Here is an 18112-nt window from a genome sequence, read left to right as displayed (position 1 = left end):
GTTCCCATTGAAGTACACAGTGCCCATCGAAACCCATTGCCGCTCCCGTTCCAGCGGCAGCCAGGCCCGCCGTGCCTGATTCTGTCTCAGACCAGTTCTTCCACTCTCAGCGCCGTGATTTTTCCTGCGACCCGGGGATGTGCCTCCAGCGCATGCAGCGCAAGCTCCAGCGAGTCCTGCCGTACCGGCTGCGTCAGCACGAGCACCTGCGGCCCGGTGCCCGGGTCTTCCATGTCCGCCAGAGCCATATGGCGCACCGGCACCTGCTGCGCCGCCAGCGCGTCCGACATCGCCTCGGAGTCACCGGCCGCATGCACGGGCACGCGCAGGTAGTGCGACGAGCATGCCGCGCCGCAGGGCACCACCGGCAAGGTGCTCATGGCGTGGTGGTGAAAGCCCAGGTGCGGCACGCGCTGCGCCGCATGCGTGCCCTCCAGCCGTGCCACGTCCACCAGGTCGGCGATCACCGCCGAGGCGGTCTGCTCCGATCCGGCACCCGCGCCGTAGTACATCGTGACGCCGGCCGCATCGCCCTTGACCATGATGCCGTTCATCGACCCGTTCACATGCGCCATGAGGTGCGACGCGGGCACGAGCGCGGGCTGCACGCGCAGCTCGATGCCCGCGTCCGTGCGGCGGGCCACGCCCAGGAGCTTGATGCGGTGGCCGAGCTGTCGGGCGCAGGCCACGTCCATGCGTTGCAGGGCCGTGATGCCTTCCACCTGCACGTCGTCCAGCCGCACGGCGGTGCCGAACGCATTGGCGGCCAGCAGCGTGAGCTTGTGGGCGGCGTCGATGCCCTCGATGTCGAAGGCGGGATCGGCCTCGGCATAGCCCAGGGCCTGGGCCTCGGCGAGCGCGGCGGCAAAGTCCAGGCCCTCGCCCTCCATCCTGCTCAGGATGAAATTGGTGGTGCCGTTGATGATGCCCGCCACCCACTCGATGCGGTTGGCCGTGAGGCCTTCGCGCAGCGCCTTGACGATGGGGATGCTCACCGCCACCGCCCCCTCGTAGGCCACCGCCACGCCATGCTGCCGGGCGGCGGCGAAGATCTCGGCCCCATGCACCGCCAGCAGCGCCTTGTTGGCCGTGACCACGTGCTTGCCGTGCGCGATGGCGGCCAGCACCCAGTCGCGCGCGGGTCCGGTGCCGCCGGCCACTTCCACCACCACGTCGACACCGGGGTGCGTGGCCACGCGCAACGGGTCGTCGGTCAGTTCGACCGCACCGCCCACGATGCCCGCCGCGCGCGCCAGGTTGCGCGCCGCCACCATCACCAGTTCGATCGGCCGGCCCGCGCGGCCCGCGATCTGGGCCTGGTTGCGCGCCAGCACGCGGAAGGTGCCCGCGCCCACGGTGCCGATGCCGATCATGCCCACGCGCAGCGGGCGCAGCGCCGCAGGAAGCACGGGAAGGGATTCGAGTGACTGGACTGGATCGCGGTACATGGAAATCTCCGGATGAAAAAACAAGAAACCCAGCTGCCAGGGCTGGGTTCATTCATTCGGAGAAGAGCGATACACCAGGTGGCTGCCGAAACGGCCACCTGCGCGTGCTCAGGGGGCCGCGGTGGTAATGGTGGTAATCATTCGAGCAGCAACCCGCGACCCGTTCGCCAGCGCAAAGGCAGGCGACCCGATGCGCGCCACGGAGGCTGCGCAGACGGCGGTGGGGACGAAGTGATGGCTCGGCATGAAGGTGGGAGTGTACAAGAGCCCGCCGCGCCGGCGCCGAAGATTTTCGCGCCCAGCCTGCGGAAATTCGGGGAGCGGGCCTACAGCCGCGCCTCAGCGCCAGGCCTAGCGTGTGGCGCGTAACGAAGAACTGAATCAACCGGCATCACGCAGGAGGCAGCACATGAAGAACTTCTACCTGGAGCCCCGGATGCGGGCCACGATCGGCGGCGCCTTCTATCCGTCGGGCTACTCGATCGTGATGTTTCCGAGCGCGGAGGATGCCAACCGCATCGGCCACAAACTGATCGAAAAAGGCGTGAGCGGCGACGAGATCTACCTGATCCCGCCGGCCACCTTGCTGGCCGAGATCACGCCCACCGTGACCGAATCGGACGATCCCCTGCCCTCCGCCGGCACCGATGCCGCCACGGTGCGCGCCTACACCAAGCTCGCGCGCGAAGGGCACACTGCCCTGCTGGTCAAGACCAAAAACGAGGACGAGGCGAACCGCGTGATGGAACTGGTGCGCACCGTCCCGTATTCCATCGCGCAGCGCTACCGCACGCTCGTCATCGAAGACCTCTGAACCGCTCGCTCCCGCGCATCACGCCACCGCGGCCGCCCGGCGCACCACGTCGCGGGCCATGGCCTGCGCCAGCTCCTGTTCCCCGAGGAAGACCGTGGCAGTGGTCTCCTGGGTCAACAGCCGCGCCTCGTCCTCGTTGTGGCTGCGGATCACGGTTTCGATGGCTGGATTGAGCGTGCGCGCAATCTCCATCATCTGGCGCACGTGGATGGCATCCGGCGTCGCGACCACCAGCACGCGTGCCCGCGCGATGTGCGCCTGGATCAGCACCTCCGCGTCGGCCGCATCGCCCCACACGGCCGCAACGCCGGCCTCGCGCAGCTTCTCGACCAGTTCGCGGTTCTGCTCGGCCACCACATAGGGAACGTCATTGGCCTCGAGCTCGGCCGCAATGCGCCGCCCGACGCGGCCGTAGCCCACCAGCACGACCTGCCGGGAGAGAAAGCGGGCTTCGGTGGTGATCGGCAATTCGGCCAGCGGATGGTCGCGCGACTCGAGCCCCCGCGCGATGGGAAAACGCGCATGCAGCCATTTCTGCAGCGGCGCGATCAGGCTGAACCACAAGGGATTGGTGGCGATGGAGATCAGCGCGCCGGCCAAAATGAGGCTCTGCCCTTCGACCGGCAGCACGCCGAGCGACACGCCCAGCCCCGCCAGGATGAACGAGAACTCCCCGATCTGCGCGAGGCTCGCGCTCACGGTGAGCGCGGTGCGCAGCGGATAGCGGAACGCGAGCACCAGCGCGCAGGCGGCCAGCGACTTGCCCAGCACGATCACGCCCACCACGGCCAGCACCTGCAGCGGCCGGTCGACGAGCACCGAGGGATCGAAGAGCATGCCCACAGAGACGAAGAACAGCACCGCGAAGGCATCGCGCAGCGGCAGCGACTCTTCCGCCGCACGGTGGCTGAACTCCGACTCGCGCATCACCATGCCCGCAAAGAAGGCGCCAAGCGCAAACGACACGCCGAACAGCGCCGCCGATGCGAAGGCGATGCTCACGGCGGCCGCGATCACGCACAGCGTGAACAGTTCGCGCGAGCCGGTGCGCGTGACCTGCCAGAGGATCCACGGAAAGGCGCGCCTTCCGACCACCAGCATGAGCGCCACGAAGCCGCCCACCTGCAGGAGCGTGAGCCCGAGCGTCTGCCAGAGTGGATCGGGCGGGCCGCCCGCCGGATTGCCTGCATGGCCACCCATGGCGCCCGCGAGCGGCGGCAGCAGCACCAGCACCAGCACCATGGCCAGGTCCTCCACCACCAGCCAGCCCACGGCGATGCGGCCGGTGAACGAATCGAGAATGCCGAGGTGCTCGAGCGCCCGCAGCAGCACCACCGTGCTCGCCACCGACAGCGCGAGGCCGAAGACCAGCGCCTCGCCCCACTGCCAGTCCCACCAGAGCGCCAGCGCGCCGCCCAGCAGCGTGGCCACGGCAATCTGCGCCAGCGCGCCGGGCAAGGCGATCTTTCGCACCGCGAGCAGGTCGTCGAGCGAAAAGTGCAGGCCCACGCCGAACATCAGCAGCATCACGCCGATCTCGGCCAGCTGCGAGGCAATGCCCGCATCGGCCACGAAGCCCGGCGTGAACGGGCCGATGATCACGCCCGCGAGCAGGTAGCCCACCAGGGCCGGCAAGCGCAGCCGCACCGCCAGGAAGCCGAAGACAAGCGCCAGCCCCAAGCCGGCGGCGATGGTGTTGATCAGGGAAACGCTGTGGGGCATCGTCCCATTTTGCAGGAACGATGCCTTTCCCTCGACTTCACACGGCCATCAGCGGGTCATCATCAGGCCGTCGGGAGCCTCGTCAATCGGCCATCTTGCTGACGCGTGCGCCCTCGAGCACCTCGGGCTCCTGGGACTCGACCCAGTTCTCGTTGTTGAGCCCGGCCTGCAGCCTTGCGGTGTCGAGTTCGTTGGTCCACTTGGCCACCACGATGGTCGCCACGCCGTTGCCGATCAGATTGGTCAGCGCACGGGCCTCGGACATGAAGCGGTCGATGCCCAGGATGAGCGCGAGGCCGGCCACCGGCACGTGCCCCACCGCCGACAGCGTGGCCGCCAGCACGATGAAGCCGCTGCCCGTGACGCCGGCCGCGCCCTTCGAGGTGAGCAGCAGCACGGCCAGGAGCGTGATCTCCTGCATCAGCGTCATCGGCGTGTTGGTGGCCTGCGCGATGAACACCGCCGCCATCGTCAGGTAGATGGAGGTGCCGTCCAGGTTGAACGAGTAGCCGGTGGGAATGACGAGCCCCACGCAGGCCTTGTTCGCGCCCAGGTTCTCCATCTTCTCCATCATGCGCGGCAGCACCGATTCGCTCGACGAGGTGCCCAGCACGATCAGCAGCTCTTCCTTGATGTACTTGATGAACTTCCAGATGCTGAAGCCGTGGAAGCGCGCGATGCCCCCCAGCACCACGAAGATGAACAGCAGGCAGGTGAGATAGAACGTGCCCATCAGCTTGCCGAGCGAGAACAGGCTGCCCAGGCCGTACTTGCCGATGGTGAACGCCATGGCGCCGAAGGCGCCGATGGGCGCGAGCTTCATGATGTAGCCGACGATCACGAAGAGCACGTGCGAGCCCTTCTCGATCACGTCGAACACCAAGGTGCCGCGCCCGCCGAAGCGGTGCAGCGCAAAGCCGAACAGCACCGCGATCAGCAGCACCTGCAGGATCTCGCCCTTGGCGAAGGCATCGACCACGGTGTTGGGGATGACGTTGAGCAGGAAGTCCACCGTGCCGGTCATCTTGCCGGGGCCGGTGTACGAGGCGATGGCCTTGGTGTCGAGCGTCGCGGGGTCGATGTTCATGCCCGCGCCGGGCTGCAGGAGGTTGACCAGCAACAGCCCCACCACGAGCGCGACACTGCTCACGATCTCGAAGTACAGGAGCGCGAGCCCGCCGGTCTTGCCGACCTTCTTCATGTCCTCCATGCCCGCGATGCCCACCACCACCGTGCAGAAGATGATCGGCGCGATGATCATCTTGATCAGCTTGATGAAGCCGTCGCCCAGCGGTTTCATCGCGGCGCCGATGTCGGGGTAGAAGTGGCCGAGCAGCACGCCGATGACCACCGCGGTGATCACCTGCACGTAGAGCGAACGGTAGAGGGGGAGTTTTCTGGGCGGTGTGGTTGTTGTGTCTGCCATTTGCTTGCCTCCGGAAGAGTTGGAAACTGTAGGCCCGTTTCAGCCGTTTTCCAATCGTGGAAGCCACATTCCTCCAATGAAAAAACCCGCCGGAGCGGGTCTTTCGATCAGGTTCCAGTCAGCGCGGTCAGTGCATGTGGAGGCCGCCGTTGACCGAGAAATCGGCCCCCGTGCTGTAGCCGCCCTCGTCCGTGGCGAGCCACGAGATGATGGAGGCGATTTCGCTCGGCTCGCCCAGGCGCTTGACCGGGATGGTGGCGATGATCTTGTCGAGCACTTCCTGGCGGATGGCTTTCACCATGTCGGTGCCGATATAGCCCGGGCTCACCGTGTTGACCGTGACGCCCTTGTTCGCCAGTTCTTGCGCCAACGCCATCGTGAAGCCGTGCATGCCGGCCTTGGCGGCCGAGTAGTTGGTCTGGCCCGCCTGGCCCTTGGCGCCGTTGACCGAGCTGATGTTGATGATGCGGCCCCAGCCCTTCTCGACCATGTCGCCCACCACCTGCTTGGTGACGTTGAACATGCTGTTGAGGTTGGTCTCGATCACCGCGCTCCAGTCCTCGGGGGTCATCTTGAGGAACATGCGGTCCCGCGTGATGCCGGCGTTGTTGACCAGCACGTCGATGGGGCCGTGCGCTGCCTTGGCGGCAGAGAACGCCTCGACGGTGGATTGCCAGTCGCCGACATTGCCGACCGACGCGTGGAACTCGAAGCCCTCGGCCTTCTGCTCGGCCAGCCATTTGGCATGGTCGCGCGTCGGACCGCAGCCCGCGATGACGGTAAAGCCGTCCCTGTGCAGGCGTTGGCAGATGGCAGTTCCGATGCCACCCATGCCTCCGGTGACATATGCAACTTTCTTGCTCATAAATATTCCTTGATGTGTGCGACGCAAAAGCCTGAACGGCCGCCTTCACTCTAGCGAGTTTCAAGCCACCCAACTCTGAGGAAAACACTGAGCCAAGCTTGCAAGCAGCTGTCATTCGGCGCAGATGTGCAACCATATGCGCGACTCTGTACCTACTTGCGCATTCCTGCGCCTTCGAGGAGTTCGAAAGTATGACTCTGGAGATGTCCGGCCTTTCGGGGCCTGCCGCCGCTACCGGCCTCGAGCCGCTTCCGGTTCTCGCCGCCCGCATCGGCGCCACGCTGCGCGAGCGGCACCAGACCGTGGCCGTGGCCGAATCGTCGGCCGGCGGCCTGGTGTCGGCCGCGCTGCTCGCGATACCGGGCGCCTCGGCGTTCTTCCTCGGTGGCGCGGTGGTCTACTCGCGCCGCGCCGCCAAGGCGCTGCTGGGGCTGGTGCCGGAGGACATGGCCGACGGCATGCGCTCGGAGACCGAGCCCTATGCGAGGTTCATTGCAGGCAAGATCCGCGAGAGCCACCGCGCGACATGGGGCATTGCCGAGAGCGGCGCGGCCGGGCCCTCGGGCAGTCCGTACGGCGATGCGCCGGGCCATGTGTGCGTGGCCATCCACGGTGCGGTCGTGGCAAGCCGGACCTTCGAGACCGGCGATCCGGACCGCGTGTCGAACATGGATGTGTTCGCCCGGCAGTTGCTGCGGCTCTTCGAAGAGACGCTGCAGGCGCAATCCCCCGCGGCCTAGTCGGCCTGCACCCCGGCCGCGCGGATCACCTTCCCCCACTTCTCGGTCTCCGCCACCAGGTGCCTGCGCAGCGCCTCGGGCGTCACCTTGTCCATCGGCACGGCCTCGGTGCTGAGTTCGGCGAAGCGCTGCTTCACCATGTCGTCCTGCAGCGCGGCGCGCAAGGCGGCGTTGAGCTTATCCATCACCGCGGGCGGGGTGCCCTTGGGCGCATAGATGCCGTGCCACACCTTCACGTCGAAGCCCTTCAGCCCCTGCTCGTCGAGCGTGGGGATGTTGGGCATGCTGGACAGCCGGCGGGGCGTGGTCACGCCGAACACCTTGACCCGATTGCCGTCCTTGATGACCGGCGCGGTCTGGGTGGTCTGGTCGCACAGCAGGTCGACCTGCCCGCCCATGAGGTCGTTGAGCGCGGGACCGGCGCCCTTGTAGGGCACGGTGGTGAGCTGCACACCGATCTGGTGCGCAAAGAGCATGCCGCAGAGCTGCGACACGGCGCCGACGCCGGCGTTCGCGAGCGTGACCTTGTCCTTGTGGATCTTGACGTAGGCCAGCAGCTCCTGGAAGTTGTTGGCCGGAAAGTCCTTGCGCGAGAGCAGTGTCATGGGCACATCCATCACCTGCCCGACGTATTCGAAGTCTTTCAGCGGGTCGTAGCCGAGCTTCTTGTAGAGCGCGGGCGCGGTGGCCATGCCCATGTGGTGGATGAGGATGGTGTAGCCGTTGGGCGCCGCCTTGGCCACGCGTCCGGGTGCAATGGTGCCGCCCGCGCCCACGGTGTTCTCGACGATCACGGTCTGCCCGAGCGACTTGCCCATGGGAATCGCGAGCATGCGCGCGACCACGTCCGTGGGTCCGCCGGCCGAATACGGCACGACCATGGTGATGGGCTTTTCGGGCCAGGGGGCCTGTGCCGCCGCAGGCGCCTGCCCGCCGAGCAGGCAGGCGCCCAGGGTGGCCGCGAGCATGGCGCGCGAGGTCCGGTTCCTTGTCGATGTCATCTCGTTTGTCTCGTGTGTCGTCTTCGTGTGGAAATCCGCGGCACCCGTCAGGGCGCCGTTTGTGCAGCGAGTGCGAGCAGGCGCTCGGCCAGCCGCACGACGGGTGCGTCGACCATGCGTCCGTCGAGGCTCGCCACGCCGCCGCCGGCGGCGCGGGTCGCATCGAGCACGCGGCGCGCCCAGGCCAGTTCGTCGCTGCCCGGGCCCAGTGCCGCGTGCACCGGCGCCACCTGGTCGGGGTGGATGCAGAGCTTGGCGCCGAAGCCGCCACGGCGTGCGCGCGCGGCATCGGCCGCAAGCCGCCCGGCATCACGCCAGTCGGGCGTGACGCCGTCGATGGGAGCCGCAAGCCCCGCGCGGCGCGAGGCCAGCACCAGCGCCAGCCGCACCGGCACCAGCTCGGCCTCGCCGGCATCGCAGGCCAACCCCAGGTCGGCCTGGAAGTCGAGGTTGCCGAACGCGAGCCGCAGCACCCGGGGGGCTGCGGCGAGTTGGGCCACGGCCTCCAGGCCCGCGCCCGATTCGACCAGCGGCACGAGCGCGCCCGCGGGCCCGAGGGCCACCGCGAGCCGATGCAGGTCGTCGGCCTGCTCGGCCTTGGGCAGCATCACGCCGGCGGCGAGTCCCTCGGCCACGAGCTCGCCTGCCAGCGCGCAGTCGCCCTCGTGCCATGCGGTGCCGGTCGCATTGATGCGCACCAGGAGCCGCTCCCTTTGTCCGGCCGGCAATGCGGAGAAAGACGCGCGCAGCTGTGCGCGCGCCGCCGCCTTGCGATCGGGCGCCACGGCATCTTCCAGGTCGACGATCACGGCGCCCGCGCCACTGGCCAGTGCGCGCGCGTGGCGCTCGGGGCGGTCGGCGGGCACGAAGAGAAAGGTGCGCGCCAATGCGAGCGCGGCGTGCGTGGCCGCGCTCACACCGCGCCCGCCTTGCGCAGCGCGGCAATCTCGGCGTCGCTGCGCCCCAGGCCGCGCAGGATCGCGTCGCTGTGCTCGCCCACGGCCGGCACGGCGTCCATGCGGTAGTCGAAGGCGCTCTGGCGCCCCGGCGGCAGCAAGGCCGGAATATTGCCCGCCGGCGAGCCCACCTGCCGCCAGCGCTCGCGCGCCTGCAATTGCGGATGCGCCCAGAGCCCCGCCATGTCGTTCATGCGCGCATTGGCAATCTGCGCGGCGTCGAGCCGCTCGAGCACCTGCACGGCGCCGAGCGCGGCGAAGGTCTCCACGATGATGGCGCGCAATGCGTCGCGGTGCGCATTGCGCCGTGCGTTGCTGTCGAAGCGCGTGTCCGACGCAAGCGCCGGCTGCAGCAGCACCTTCTCGCAGAACAGGCGCCACTCGCGCTCGTTCTGCAGCCCCAGCATCACCGTGCCGCCGTCTCCGGCGGGAAACGGCCCGTAGGGATAGATGGTGGCGTGCGAGGCGGCGCTGCGCGGCGGCGGCGGTGCGCCGTCGTAGGCGTAGTACATCGGGTAGCCCATCCACTCGGCCAGCGACTCGAGCATCGACACGTCGATGTGCGAGCCCTTGCCCGTCTTGCCGCGCTGCAGCAGCGCGGCCAGGATGCCGGTGTACGCGTACATGCCCGCCGCGATGTCGGCGATGGAATTGCCCGACTTGCACGGATCCTCCGGCGTCCCAGTGACCGAGAGAAAACCCGCCTCGCTCTGGATCAGCAGGTCGTAGGCCTTCTTGTCGCGGTACGGCCCGTCTTCGCCGTAGCCCGAGATGTCGCAGACGATGAGCCGCGGATGCTTCGCCTGCAGCGCCTCGGCGCCCAGGCCCATGCGCGCGGCCGCGCCGGGCGCGAGGTTCTGCACCAGCACGTCGGCCTCGGCCACCAGCTCCTGCAGCACCGCGAGCGCTTCGGGCTGCTTGAGATCGAGCGTGAGGCTTTCCTTGGAGCGGTTCACCCAGACGAAGTGCGAGGCCTCGCCGCCCACGCGTTCGTCGTAGGCGCGTGCGAAGTCGCCGGCGCCGGGGCGTTCCACCTTGATGACGCGCGCGCCGAGGTCGGCGAGCTGCCGGGTGCAGAACGGCGCCGCGATGGCGTGTTCGAGCGAGACGACGGTGATCCCGTCCAGGGGCCTTGTCATGGGCTTGTTCTCCTTGCTTGTCATGCGAGCACGGCCGTCGCCTGCATCGTGAGCCAGCCGTCGGCGTCTTCGCCCCACAGGCTGAAGGTCTTGCCGTCGCTGCCATCGGCCGGCTTGCCGTGCAGCCGGAACGGCGCGGTGTCGAAGGTCGGCCGAACGGCGCGGAATTCGAAGCGCGCGAGCCGTGCGCCGGGCGCATTGCGGCGCAGCAGGTCGACCAGCAGCGTGGCGATCAGCGGCCCGTGCACGATGAGGCCCGGATAGCCCTCGACCTCGGTCACGTAGCGGCGGTCGTAGTGGATGCGGTGGCCATTGAAGGTGAGCGCCGAATAGCGGAACAGCAGCACGTCGTCCGGCACGATCTCGCGGCTGAAGGCCGCGTCCTTGGGTGCCGGCGTGGGCGGCGGGGCCTTTTCGCCGGGCGCCGCGGCGGCGCGGTAGACGATGTCGTGCTCCTCGGTCAGCGCCAGGCCGCGCTCATTGCGCACTTCATGGCGCACCAGCACGAACACCAGCTCGCCGCTGCGCCCCGCCTTGTGGGTGACGGACGCGATGGTCGAGGTGCGCTCCACCTTGTCGCCCACCTGCAGCGGATTGCCCGCCTCCCATGCCAGCCGGCCGCCGGCCCACATGCGGCGCGGCAGCGGCACGGGCGGCAGGAAGCCGCCGCGCCTGGCATGCCCGTCCTCGCCGATCTCGGACTCGCGATGGTGCGGGAGAAAGTAGAGCCAGTGCCAGAGTTCGGGCAGCCGCGTGCCGGGCACGGGCAGCGGATCGTCGCGGTCGAGCGTGGCGGAGAGTGCCCGCACCGGGGCCGCTGTGAGGTCGTCGGCCAGCGTTTCGCTGCGGCCTTGCCAGGCCTGGAGCTTCGCGAGCGCCTCGGCGTCGATCGCGGGGCGGGATGTGTCGGGGTTCGAAGGGTTCATTCAGTCCACCATCGCGCCGGAGGCCTTGACGATGCGCGCCCATTTGGCGAGGTCGTCCTGCAGCAGCTTCGAGAATTGCTCGGGGGTGGTGGGCGCCGCGATCTCCACGCCCTGTTGGTCGAGCTTGTCGCGCAGGTCTTTGGCGGCCAGCGCCTTGCGCGTGGCGTCCTGCAGGGCGGCCAGCACGTCGGCCGGCACCCCGGCAGGCGCGAACAGGCCGATCCAGAGCGTGCCGTTGTAGCCCGGCACCGCCTCGCCGATGGCGGGTACGTCGGGCAGCACCGGCGAGCGCTTGTCGCCGCTCACGGCCAGCGCGCGGAGCTTGCCCGCCTTGATGTGCGCAAGCGCCGAAGGCAGGCTCGCGAAGACGATCGGCAACTGCCCGCCGAGCACGTCGTTGAGCGCGGGCGCCACGCCTTTGTACGGCACGTGCTGCAGCGAGATGCCGGCCATGCTGTTGAGCATTTCGCCGAGCAGGTGGTTGAGCGTGCCGTTGCCCGCGGAGGCGTACTGGTAGTTGGCGCCCTTCTGCCGCGCGAGCTTCAGGAACTCGTTGAAATCCCTGGCCGGAAACGAGGGGTTGACCAGAAGCACGTTGGGCACCGCGCCCACGAGGCCCACGGGCCTGAAGTCCTTCACCGGGTCGAAGCCCGGGTTCTTGTAGAGCGCCGGATTGATCGCCTGGCTGCTGCTGATGGTCATGAGTAGCGTGTAGCCGTCCTTCGGCCCCCTGGCGACCAGCTGCGTGCCGATGTTGCCGCCCGCGCCCGGGCGGTTGTCGACCACCACGCTGGCGTTGTTCAACACCTCGCCGAGCTTCTGGCCCACGAGCCGGCCGACGATGTCGTTGGTGCCGCCCGCGGCCTGCGGCACGACCAGCGTGACGGGCCGCGAAGGGTAAGGCTGCGCATGGGCCGGGCCGGCGGCCATCAGCGCCGAAGCGGCCAGCGAAAGAAGCGGTAGCGCGAATGCACGGGATGCGCGGAATTTCATTGTGTGTGTCTCCATGGCTGCATGGTGCTGCGCCATGCAGCCCTCCGCAATCTGCGATTTCGGAACCCAGCCTTCTGTATTTCCGAAGGCTTGGGTACGATGGCGCATGCTTTTCGACCTGACCGACCTGCGCCTTTTCGTTGCCACGGCCGAGCTCGGCAACCTCACCCGCGCCGCCGAGCGGCAGCACCTGTCGCTCGCGGCGGCCAGCGCGCGCATCAAGGCGCTCGAAAACCAGGCCGGCCTGCAGCTGCTGCAGCGCGAGGCCCGCGGCGTGCGCCTGCTGCCACCCGGAGAAGCGTTTCTGCACCATGCGCGGCTGGTGCTGCACCAGACCGAGCAGCTGCGTGCCGACCTGCTCGAATATGGCGGCGGCCTGCGCGGCCACCTGCGCGTGTTCGCCAACACCACGGCGGTGACCGATTTCCTGCCGGAAATCCTGCCCGGTTTCCTGGCGCACAACCCGCGCATCAACGTCGACCTTCAGGAAAAACCGAATGCTCAGATCCCGCGCGGCGTGCTCGACGGCCGTGCCGACATCGGCATCGTCGCGGGCCGGGTCGACACGCTGGGGCTGGAAGCCATCCACTTCAGCACCGACCGGCTGGTGCTCGTCACCTCGCGCAGGCACCGCTTCGCGAAGCGCCGCAGGATTTCATTCGCCGAGACCCTGGACGAGGACGCGATCGGCATGCAGCAAGGCAGCACCTTGCAGGCCTTCCTGGCGCAGATCACCGACAACCTCGGCAAGCGGCAGAAGCTGCGCATCCAGCTGGGAAGCTTCGACGCCATGTGCCGGATGATCGGCAGCGGCGTGGGCATCGGGGTGGTGCCGGAGTCGGCGGCGCGGCGCAACCAGGAGAGCATGCAGCTCGCGTTGATCGACCTCAGCGATGCCTGGTGCGTGCGGGAGCGCTACCTGCTGGTGCGCGACCGGGCGGCCCTGCCTATCTATGCGCAGGCGCTGGTCGAGACGCTGTGCCGGCACTATGCCGGCGAGCAGGCTGCCATTGCGTGAGGGCGCGCCGCTCTACTGGAAACAAGGACTTGCAGGCGGATCGTGAAGAAGCGCGCGCCGTCCCCAATTTCCGTGGACAACTTTGGGGATAACTGATGTTCTTCCTTGTAAAGGCGACGCAAGTCGTTGTTTTACAAAGTAAATAATCAATTTGCCCAAAATTTAGGCGGTGCACAACGTGCGCCGCCCGAGGAAGCCCTATCGCTCGATCGTCAGCGCCACGCCCATGCCGCCGCCGATGCACAGCGAGGCAATGCCCTTCTTGGCGTTCTGGCGCTGCATCTCATGCAGCAGCGTCACCAGGATGCGGCAGCCCGACGCGCCGATGGGGTGGCCGATGGCAATGGCGCCGCCGTTCACGTTCACCTTGTTCACGTCCCAGCCCATCTCCCGGTTCACCGCGCAGGCCTGCGCGGCAAAGGCTTCGTTGATCTCGAGCAGGTCGAGGTCGGCGGCCTTCCAGCCAGCGCGCTGCAGCGCCTTGGTGGACGCGGGCACGGGGCCCATGCCCATGATGGCCGGGTCGAGACCCGCGGTGGCAAAGCTCGCGATGCGGCCCAGCGGCTTGAGGCCGAGCGATGCAGCCTTCTTGGCGGTCATCACCATCACGGCAGCCGCGCCGTCGTTCAGCCCGGAGGCATTGCCCGCGGTCACGCCGCCGGCCTTGTCGAACGCGGGGCGCAGGCCTGCGAGGCCGTCGGCGCTGGTCTTGCGGTTGATGAACTCGTCCTTGTCGAAGACGATTGCCTCGCCCTTCTTCTGCGGAATGCTCACGCCGACGATCTCGTCCTTGAACTTGCCCGCGTCCTGCGCGGCCGCGGCCTTGGTCTGGCTGCCGAGCGCGAGCTCGTCCTGCGCGGCGCGGTCGATGCCGAACTTCTTGGCCACGTTCTCGGCCGTGATGCCCATGTGGTACTGGTTGTAGACGTCCCACAGGCCGTCCACGATCATGGTGTCGACCAGCTTCCAGTCGCCCATGCGCTGGCCGTTGCGCGAGTTGGGCAGCACGTGCGGCGCGGCGCTCATGTTCTCCTGTCCGCCGGCAATCACGATCTCGCTGTCGCCGGTGGCCACGGCCTGCGCCGCGAGCATCACGGCCTTGAGGCCGGAGCCGCACACCGCGTTGATGGTGAGCGCCGGGGTTTCCTTGGCGCCGCCGCTCTTGAGCCATGCCTGGCGTGCGGGGTTCTGGCCCGCGCCCGCGGCCAGCACCTGCCCCATGATCGCCTCGCCGACCTGGTCGGCCGTAAGGTTGGCGCGCGCAATCACTTCCTTGATCACGAGGGCGCCCAGCTCGGTGGCTGCAATGCCGGCGAGCGAGCCGCCGAACTTGCCGACCGCCGTGCGTGCAGCCGAAACGATGACGATGTCTTCCATGAGGTTCTCCGTTGAAGTGATTTGAAGTGGGTGCGTGGGTTGTTGTCGGAAGACGCGGCTCAGGCCCTGGCCTTGACGTAGCGCCCCGGGGCCGGCTCGATGGCCTTGAACTTCTTGCCGTCGCCGTAGGCCCTGGGCGCCGCGACCTGCTTGCCCGCGTGGCCCTTGAGCCATTGTGCCCAGTCGGTCCACCAGCTGCCGGGGTGCTCGGCCGCACCGGCCAGCCATTCGGCCTGCGTTTTCGGAAACTTGCCGTCGTCGCGGATCCAGTGGCTGCGCTTTTTCTTGGCCGGCGGATTGATCACGCCCGCGATGTGGCCCGAGGCGCCCATGACGAAGCGCTTCTTGCCGGGCAGAAGCTGCGTGGATGCGTAGGCGCCGCCGATGGGCACGATGTGGTCTTCGCGCGAGCCGTAGATGTAGGCCGGGATGTCGATGTTGCCGAGGTCGATCTTCTCGCCGCAGACGGTGAGCGCGTTGGGCTTGGCGAGCTTGTTCTCGTGGTAGGTGTTGCGCAGGTACCAGGTGTAGAACGGGCCCGGCAGGTTGGTGGCGTCGCTGTTCCAGTAGAGCAGGTCGAACGGAGGCGGTGTTTCGCCCTTCAGGTAGTTGCCCACCACGTAGTTCCACACCAGGTCGTTCGGGCGCAGGAAGCTGAAGGTCGAGGCCAGGTCCATGCCCGGCAGCAGCCCGCCCTTGCCCAGCTGCATCTCGCGGTAGGCCACCATCGGCTCGTCGACGAAGATGTCGAGAATGCCGGTGTCGCTGAAGTCCAGGAAAGTGGTGAGCAGCGTGACCGACGCCGCCGGCTTCTCGCCGCGCGCCGCGAGCACGGCCAGCGCGGTGGAGAGAATGGTGCCGCCCACGCAGAAGCCGAGCGTGTTGATCTGCTTGCTGCCGCTGATCTCCTGCACCGTGTGGATCGCCTTGATGGCGGCGTTCTCGATGTAGTCGTCCCAGGTGGCATTGGCCAGCGACTCGTCGGGGTTGCGCCAGCTCACCACGAAGACGCGGTGGCCCTGCTCGTTGGCATAGGCGGATCAGCGAATTCTCGGGCTGCAGGTCGAGGATGTAGAACTTGTTGATGCACGGCGGCACCAGCAGGAATGGCCGCTCGTACACCTTGGCCGTGAGCGGCTTGTATTCGAGCAGCTGGAACAGCTCGTTCTCGAACACCACCGCGCCCTCGGTGGTCGCCACGTTGCGCCCCACTTCGAAGGCGCTCTCGTCGGTCATGCTCAGGTGGCCCTGCTTGACGTCGTGCAGCAGGTTCTGGATGCCCCTGGCAATGCTCTCGCCCTTCGTCTCGATGGCTTTTTTCTGCGCCTCCGCATTGAAGGCGAGCGAGTTGCTCGGCGACGAGGCCGCCATCCATTGCTCGATGGCGAAGCGCAGGCGCGCCTTGGTCTTTTCGTCGGCGTCGATGGCCTCGGCCATGTTCAGCAGCGTGCGGCCGTTGAGCAGGTACACCGCGGCCGAGAATGCCGCGAGCGGGTTGCTGCCCCAGGCATCGGAGGCAAAGCGCTTGTCGCCCTCGGGCCTGGCAGCGAAACCCTGGCGCCAGAGGTCGGTGGCGTCGGCCATGTACTGCTGCTGGATGGACTGGAGCTTTTCGGGGTCGATGGAGACCTTGGGCAGCTCGGCCATCTTGGCCCCCTGCGGCATCTGCGGCATCTGCGGGATTTGCCACAGGGGCGTGCCGCCCGTGAAGTTGAAGGCCGAAGCCCCCTGCCCGGCGGATTGCTGGAAAGATTCCAGCGCCTTGTTCCATCCCTCTGAAAGTGCCTTCTGGAAGGGCGCGAACGCGTCGGCAGCCCCCGTCGCTTGTTGCTTCATCATGTCTCCTGGTGCTCGCCTGGGTCGGTACGGATGGCTTCTCGTGTTTTGAGTATGCTGCATTTCACAAGGCGTCCACAACGCCGCCCACCCACTTACGACTGAAACTTGTTGTGTTCATCCACCTGATCGTGATCGGCTGGCTCTATGTTGCCGTGATGATGGCCGTGGCAGAGGCCACCAGCACCACGGGCAGCGTGCTGGGTGCCATCTTCACATTTCTTCTCTACGGTTTGGCCCCAGTGGCCTTGGTGGTTTACCTGATGGCCACCCCGGGCCGGCGCCGCGCGATGAGGCAGCGCGAAGCCGAGGCGCAGGAGGCGGCGCGCCTGGCGGCCGCCGCGGCGGCCGCCGAGGCCGCAGCCAACAAGGACTCAGGCCTTCCAGACCAAAGCGGCGAAGCGTCCGCTGACCCCGTCCCGCCGGTGCGAAAAGAACCGTGAAGGGTTCGCGACGGTGCACCAGCCGTCGCTGCCGTCGTTGCCATACACCGCGTCCACGCCGGCCGTTCGCAGGCGCTGGCGCGCGAGCGCGGGCAGGTCGGCGAGCCATTTGCCGGCTGCGGGGCCGGGGCGGAAGCAGCTTGCGGCCTCGGGCGCATGCGCCTCGAACGCCGCCTTGACCTCGGGCCCGACCTCGAACGCCTTCGGTCCGATGCAGGGGCCCAGCCACGCCATGACGGTGTGGGCGCCCTGCGGGGTTCCGGCACCCGGCCCGGGCGTGAAGCACGCCGCGGCGGCTTCGAGCACCCCGCCGGCAAGGCCGCGCCAGCCGGCATGCGCGGCGGCCACGCGCCGGCCCGACCCGTCGGTGAAAAGCACCGGCAGGCAATCGGCGACCATGACCGTGCAGGCGAGCCCCACGGCCGTGGCGGTGCAGGCATCGGCCGCCGTGCCGTCGTGCGTGTCGCCGGCCTCCAGCGCCACGACGCCGGTGCCGTGCACCTGCTGCAGGAAGACCGGACGCGCGCCGATGGCTTGCTCCAGCACGCGGCGGTTCGCGGCGACGTCCGCGGCCAGGTCGCCCACGTGGTCGCCGAGGTTGAGGCTTTCGTAGCGGCCGGCCGAGACACCGCCGTGCCGGGTGGTGCACACCGCCCGCACATGGGGCGGCGCGGGCCAGTCGGGCACGAGCCAGTGCGCGTCCATCGTGGCCGGCCCGGTCATGCGCTCAGGCTTCCGCGTCGGGCGCCTGCGAGGGCTGCGCGCGCTGGAAGGCGTCGAGTTGCATGCAGGCCTCGTAGGCCGCCATGGTGCGCGGCAAGCCGCTGAAGTCGCAGTCGAAGCGCTTGCCGTTGAAGATCTGCGGCACCAGGCAGCAGTCGGCCATGGTGGGCGTGTCGCCATGGCAGAAGATGCCGCCCGGGCCCTGCGCCAGCTGGCGCTCGAAGGCCAGCATGCCTTCGCGCACCCAGTGGCGGTACCAGGCATTCTTGGCCACGTCGTCGAGCTTGAGCTCCTTCACCAGGTACTTGAGCACCCGCAGGTTGTTCAGCGGATGGATCTCGCAGGCGATCGATTGCGACAGCGCGCGCACGTGCGCGCGGCCCACCGGATCGCTCGGCAGCAGCGGCGGCTCGGGGTTGGTCTCGTCGAGGTATTCGATGATGGCCATCGACTGCGAAAAGCGCTCGCCCTCGTCTTCGAGCAGCGGCACCAGCATGTCGGGCGAAATGGCCGAGTACGGGCCCGTGCGGTGGTCGCCGCGGGCGATGTGCACCGGCACGTAGTCGAACGCCAGGCCCTTGAGGTTCAGTGCGATGCGCACCCGGAACGACGCCGAGGAGCGGAAGTAGTTGTGCAGCTTCATCATTCCCGGAGCATAGCGCTCACCGGCAGCCCCGGCCTGCCT

At 68.1% G+C, this 18112-nt stretch carries 16 protein-coding genes and 1 pseudogene; 4 read left to right on the top strand and 13 right to left on the bottom strand.

The window, feature by feature from the left end; genetic code table 11:
- Positions 1–86 precede the first annotated feature (86 nt).
- Positions 87–1448, bottom strand: coding sequence for a homoserine dehydrogenase (locus tag ABID97_RS12480; RefSeq protein WP_354398785.1), 1362 nt, complete (start codon positions 1446–1448; stop codon positions 87–89).
- Between the two features lie 409 nt (positions 1449–1857).
- Here ABID97_RS12480 and ABID97_RS12475 point away from each other — a divergent pair, with 409 nt between their 5' ends.
- Entirely contained in the window at positions 1858–2262 is a 405-nt protein-coding gene (locus ABID97_RS12475; protein WP_354398784.1) for a hypothetical protein, read from the top strand.
- Between the two features lie 18 nt (positions 2263–2280).
- Here ABID97_RS12475 and ABID97_RS12470 read toward each other — a convergent pair whose 3' ends face one another.
- The 3 genes from ABID97_RS12470 to phbB all read right to left on the bottom strand — a co-directional run bounded on the left by ABID97_RS12470 (position 2281) and on the right by phbB (position 6275).
- Positions 2281–3984 (bottom strand): cation:proton antiporter domain-containing protein, encoded by a 1704-nt coding sequence (locus ABID97_RS12470; RefSeq protein ID WP_354398783.1) that lies wholly within the window; start codon positions 3982–3984, stop codon positions 2281–2283.
- 82 nt (positions 3985–4066) lie between these two features.
- A complete protein-coding gene (locus tag ABID97_RS12465) occupies positions 4067–5410 on the bottom strand; it encodes a dicarboxylate/amino acid:cation symporter (protein WP_354398782.1) in 1344 nt (447 codons plus the stop codon).
- Positions 5411–5537: 127 nt separating this feature from the next.
- Complete coding sequence (gene phbB, locus ABID97_RS12460) at positions 5538–6275, bottom strand: acetoacetyl-CoA reductase (RefSeq protein ID WP_354398781.1); 738 nt, start codon at positions 6273–6275, stop codon at positions 5538–5540.
- A 191-nt stretch (positions 6276–6466) separates the two neighbouring features.
- Between phbB and ABID97_RS12455 the strand changes: the two genes are divergently transcribed.
- Positions 6467–7015, top strand: a complete 549-nt coding sequence (locus tag ABID97_RS12455; RefSeq protein WP_354398780.1) for a CinA family protein — start codon at positions 6467–6469, stop codon at positions 7013–7015.
- Here the strand turns inward: ABID97_RS12455 and ABID97_RS12450 are convergent.
- The 5 genes from ABID97_RS12450 to ABID97_RS12430 are packed head-to-tail and all read right to left on the bottom strand — an operon-like array spanning position 7012 to position 12030.
- Positions 7012–8016, bottom strand: a complete 1005-nt coding sequence (locus ABID97_RS12450) for a tripartite tricarboxylate transporter substrate-binding protein (protein WP_354398779.1) — start codon at positions 8014–8016, stop codon at positions 7012–7014. The genes ABID97_RS12455 and ABID97_RS12450 overlap by 4 nt on opposite strands.
- A 47-nt stretch (positions 8017–8063) precedes the next feature.
- Positions 8064–8933, bottom strand: coding sequence for an HpcH/HpaI aldolase/citrate lyase family protein (locus ABID97_RS12445; protein ID WP_354398778.1), 870 nt, complete (start codon positions 8931–8933; stop codon positions 8064–8066).
- A complete protein-coding gene (locus tag ABID97_RS12440) occupies positions 8930–10111 on the bottom strand; it encodes a CaiB/BaiF CoA transferase family protein (RefSeq protein WP_354398777.1) in 1182 nt (393 codons plus the stop codon). The genes ABID97_RS12445 and ABID97_RS12440 overlap by 4 nt, the downstream gene beginning before the upstream one ends.
- A gap of 20 nt (positions 10112–10131) precedes the next feature.
- A complete protein-coding gene (locus tag ABID97_RS12435) occupies positions 10132–11037 on the bottom strand; it encodes an HTD2 family dehydratase (protein ID WP_354398776.1) in 906 nt (301 codons plus the stop codon).
- Positions 11038–12030: a tripartite tricarboxylate transporter substrate binding protein gene (locus tag ABID97_RS12430; RefSeq protein ID WP_354398775.1), complete on the bottom strand. Its 993-nt coding sequence runs from the start codon at positions 12028–12030 to the stop codon at positions 11038–11040.
- Between the two features lie 106 nt (positions 12031–12136).
- Here ABID97_RS12430 and ABID97_RS12425 point away from each other — a divergent pair, with 106 nt between their 5' ends.
- Positions 12137–13048 (top strand): LysR family transcriptional regulator, encoded by a 912-nt coding sequence (locus ABID97_RS12425; protein WP_354398774.1) that lies wholly within the window; start codon positions 12137–12139, stop codon positions 13046–13048.
- A gap of 198 nt (positions 13049–13246) precedes the next feature.
- On the opposite strand, the gene ABID97_RS12420 is transcribed toward ABID97_RS12425, so the two are convergent.
- Both ABID97_RS12420 and phaC read right to left on the bottom strand, forming a co-directional pair.
- Positions 13247–14425: an acetyl-CoA C-acetyltransferase gene (locus ABID97_RS12420; protein WP_354398773.1), complete on the bottom strand. Its 1179-nt coding sequence runs from the start codon at positions 14423–14425 to the stop codon at positions 13247–13249.
- Between the two features lie 59 nt (positions 14426–14484).
- Positions 14485–16261, bottom strand: a pseudogene (gene phaC, locus ABID97_RS12415) (class I poly(R)-hydroxyalkanoic acid synthase).
- 11 nt (positions 16262–16272) lie between these two features.
- Between phaC and ABID97_RS12410 the strand changes: the two are divergent.
- Positions 16273–16704 (top strand): hypothetical protein, encoded by a 432-nt coding sequence (locus ABID97_RS12410; protein WP_503012766.1) that lies wholly within the window; start codon positions 16273–16275, stop codon positions 16702–16704.
- On the opposite strand, the gene pgeF is transcribed toward ABID97_RS12410, so the two are convergent.
- Together pgeF and maiA are read right to left on the bottom strand one after the other, a co-directional pair.
- Complete coding sequence (pgeF, locus tag ABID97_RS12405) at positions 16636–17409, bottom strand: peptidoglycan editing factor PgeF (protein WP_354401748.1); 774 nt, start codon at positions 17407–17409, stop codon at positions 16636–16638. The genes ABID97_RS12410 and pgeF overlap by 69 nt on opposite strands.
- Positions 17410–17431: 22 nt before the next feature.
- Complete coding sequence (maiA, locus tag ABID97_RS12400; protein WP_354401746.1) at positions 17432–18070, bottom strand: maleylacetoacetate isomerase; 639 nt, start codon at positions 18068–18070, stop codon at positions 17432–17434.
- Positions 18071–18112 lie beyond the last annotated feature (42 nt).

It is taken from the genome of Variovorax sp. OAS795, assembly GCF_040546685.1.
Taxonomy (GTDB): domain Bacteria; phylum Pseudomonadota; class Gammaproteobacteria; order Burkholderiales; family Burkholderiaceae_C; genus Variovorax.
This window is presented reverse-complemented; position numbering and strand designations above follow the sequence as displayed.

What these genes read in the sequence shown, in the direction of transcription:
- pgeF (WP_354401748.1), bottom strand. Translation starts at nt 17,409, where the DNA reads ATGGACGCGCACTGGCTCGTGCCCGACTGGCCCGCGCCGCCCCATGTG.
- ABID97_RS12470 (WP_354398783.1), bottom strand. Translation starts at nt 3,984, where the DNA reads ATGCCCCACAGCGTTTCCCTGATCAACACCATCGCCGCCGGCTTGGGG.
- ABID97_RS12420 (WP_354398773.1), bottom strand. Translation starts at nt 14,425, where the DNA reads ATGGAAGACATCGTCATCGTTTCGGCTGCACGCACGGCGGTCGGCAAG.
- ABID97_RS12430 (WP_354398775.1), bottom strand. Translation starts at nt 12,030, where the DNA reads ATGAAATTCCGCGCATCCCGTGCATTCGCGCTACCGCTTCTTTCGCTG.
- ABID97_RS12480 (WP_354398785.1), bottom strand. Translation starts at nt 1,448, where the DNA reads ATGTACCGCGATCCAGTCCAGTCACTCGAATCCCTTCCCGTGCTTCCT.
- ABID97_RS12465 (WP_354398782.1), bottom strand. Translation starts at nt 5,410, where the DNA reads ATGGCAGACACAACAACCACACCGCCCAGAAAACTCCCCCTCTACCGT.
- ABID97_RS12455 (WP_354398780.1), top strand. Translation starts at nt 6,467, where the DNA reads ATGACTCTGGAGATGTCCGGCCTTTCGGGGCCTGCCGCCGCTACCGGC.
- ABID97_RS12425 (WP_354398774.1), top strand. Translation starts at nt 12,137, where the DNA reads ATGCTTTTCGACCTGACCGACCTGCGCCTTTTCGTTGCCACGGCCGAG.
- maiA (WP_354401746.1), bottom strand. Translation starts at nt 18,070, where the DNA reads ATGAAGCTGCACAACTACTTCCGCTCCTCGGCGTCGTTCCGGGTGCGC.
- ABID97_RS12435 (WP_354398776.1), bottom strand. Translation starts at nt 11,037, where the DNA reads ATGAACCCTTCGAACCCCGACACATCCCGCCCCGCGATCGACGCCGAG.
- ABID97_RS12450 (WP_354398779.1), bottom strand. Translation starts at nt 8,016, where the DNA reads ATGACATCGACAAGGAACCGGACCTCGCGCGCCATGCTCGCGGCCACC.
- ABID97_RS12440 (WP_354398777.1), bottom strand. Translation starts at nt 10,111, where the DNA reads ATGACAAGGCCCCTGGACGGGATCACCGTCGTCTCGCTCGAACACGCC.
- phbB (WP_354398781.1), bottom strand. Translation starts at nt 6,275, where the DNA reads ATGAGCAAGAAAGTTGCATATGTCACCGGAGGCATGGGTGGCATCGGA.
- ABID97_RS12475 (WP_354398784.1), top strand. Translation starts at nt 1,858, where the DNA reads ATGAAGAACTTCTACCTGGAGCCCCGGATGCGGGCCACGATCGGCGGC.